General features: G+C 55.4%; 1 protein-coding gene and 1 pseudogene. Both read right to left on the bottom strand.

What is annotated here, in order from left to right; genetic code table 11:
* Positions 1-1,158: 3-keto-alpha-glucoside-1,2-lyase-like domain-containing protein (locus RMSM_RS43150; protein ID WP_008707278.1), on the bottom strand; the 1,158-nt coding region annotated here is incomplete at its 3' end.
* Positions 1,159-1,320: 162 nt separating this feature from the next.
* A pseudogene (locus RMSM_RS31710) lies at positions 1,321-1,591 on the bottom strand (DUF1080 domain-containing protein); the annotation flags it as partial.

Below are 1,591 nucleotides of genomic sequence, written 5' to 3'. Positions count from 1 at the left end.
GCGTGCCACGGGATCATCGCTCTGGGGATCCGCCATCTCGGGATGAAACGCCAACCACAGACTCGAGCACGCACCGGCCGATCCACCGGAGGCGCCGATACGTTGTTTATCAAGATTCCATTCTTCGGCTTTGCTACGCACAAACTGTAGCGCCAGCGCCGCATCGCCGAGGGGTCCTTTGACCGGCGGCGAGACACCATCGGCCGTTGCTTCGGCGACAAAACGATACTCGACCGAAACCACCGAAATGCCTTCGGATAACATGGTCGGCAACATGTTGACCAAACCACTTAGCCGACCACCGCCACTCCATCCGCCGCCATGAATGAAAAACAGCACCGGCGTGGGCTTGTCGGATTTGGCCTGCCAAAAATGGAGCACCTGTTTCGGGTGCGGTCCGTAGGCCACGTCGTAGTGGGTGGGATCGGGAAGAGGGCGAAATGTCGCCAAGATTCGCTTGCTCTCTTGCTCGCCGATCTCACGAACAAATAGATTACGCCAGCGGATCTCGCCGCCGTGGGTTTGCAACATGATCGGTCCCTTCGCGGGCAACGGCTTCGTTCGGTCCCAGTAATTCTCCATCACCGCGCCTTCGACCACCAATCGTTTGTTGAGCCAAACCCAGGTTCGATCGCCGACCTGTCGGATCCGCAGTTGGTTCCATTGCCCAAACGGCTTGTCCGCTCGCATGATCGGATCTCGCCCCAACTTGCCTGGTGTATTGTTGAACAAGCCACCCGATCCTTGATGTGGTTTACGATCCGGCTTCTTCGGATTGAAGGTTTGGTTCCAATCCCAAATCTGAACTTGCGGCGTCCCACGCAAATAGACACCGCTGTCCGCACCGGGAACCGTCTTGTACTCGATCAGCAGGTCGATGTTCCCGAACTCCTGTTCGGTCGTTGCGTAAGGCCCATGACCATCGTTGACCAGTTCGCCATTTTCCACGGACCAATTCTCGGGAAAGGCTGCCCGCTGCTCGCGTAGGTTGGCCTCTTTCTTTTCACCCGAAAGTTTAGCGGACGCGTGTGGATTCCATCCGTACCATCCCGAAAGATCGTTGCCGTTAAAGATCGCTCGATAACCTTCGGGCGGTTCCGGCGACGCGGCGCAAAGAGATGACGCCAACGATACACAACCGAGGGCAAACATTAGCATGATCTGATTTCTAAAAACATTTCTCATGGTGGGCTTTCAATGTGGGATAGGCTTCTAGCCTGTCGTGCGGCCTCCACTTGAATTCCATTCCAAAGAAGCCGTCATCATCATGGTAGCGAAACTCGCCAAGAGTTTCGGTTAGGTTTTCGCATGTCGACGTTCTCACTTCGCCTTGGCTTGTTCCAACATCTTTCGAACTCGTTCTTGTTCTTTTGCCAACGCGCCGGCGGGGACCGGCATCGGTTGAAATTCCGGCGATGCTTTGATTTCTTCCGTAATCGGAATTTCACGCCAACGCAGGTTGCGGTACCACACCGGTTGACCATGGTCTTGTAACCACAGTTCACCACCGCGTCCGGTTAGATCACCGCCGCGGATCGTCAGCAATTCCACCATTTCGGCCCATTTGGGATCGGTATAGTCAAAATCCAAG

The sequence above is a fragment of the Rhodopirellula maiorica SM1 genome (assembly GCF_000346295.1).
GTDB lineage: Bacteria > Planctomycetota > Planctomycetia > Pirellulales > Pirellulaceae > Novipirellula > Novipirellula maiorica.
Note: the sequence above shows the minus strand (reverse complement) of the source record. Positions and strands in the feature narration are given on the sequence as shown.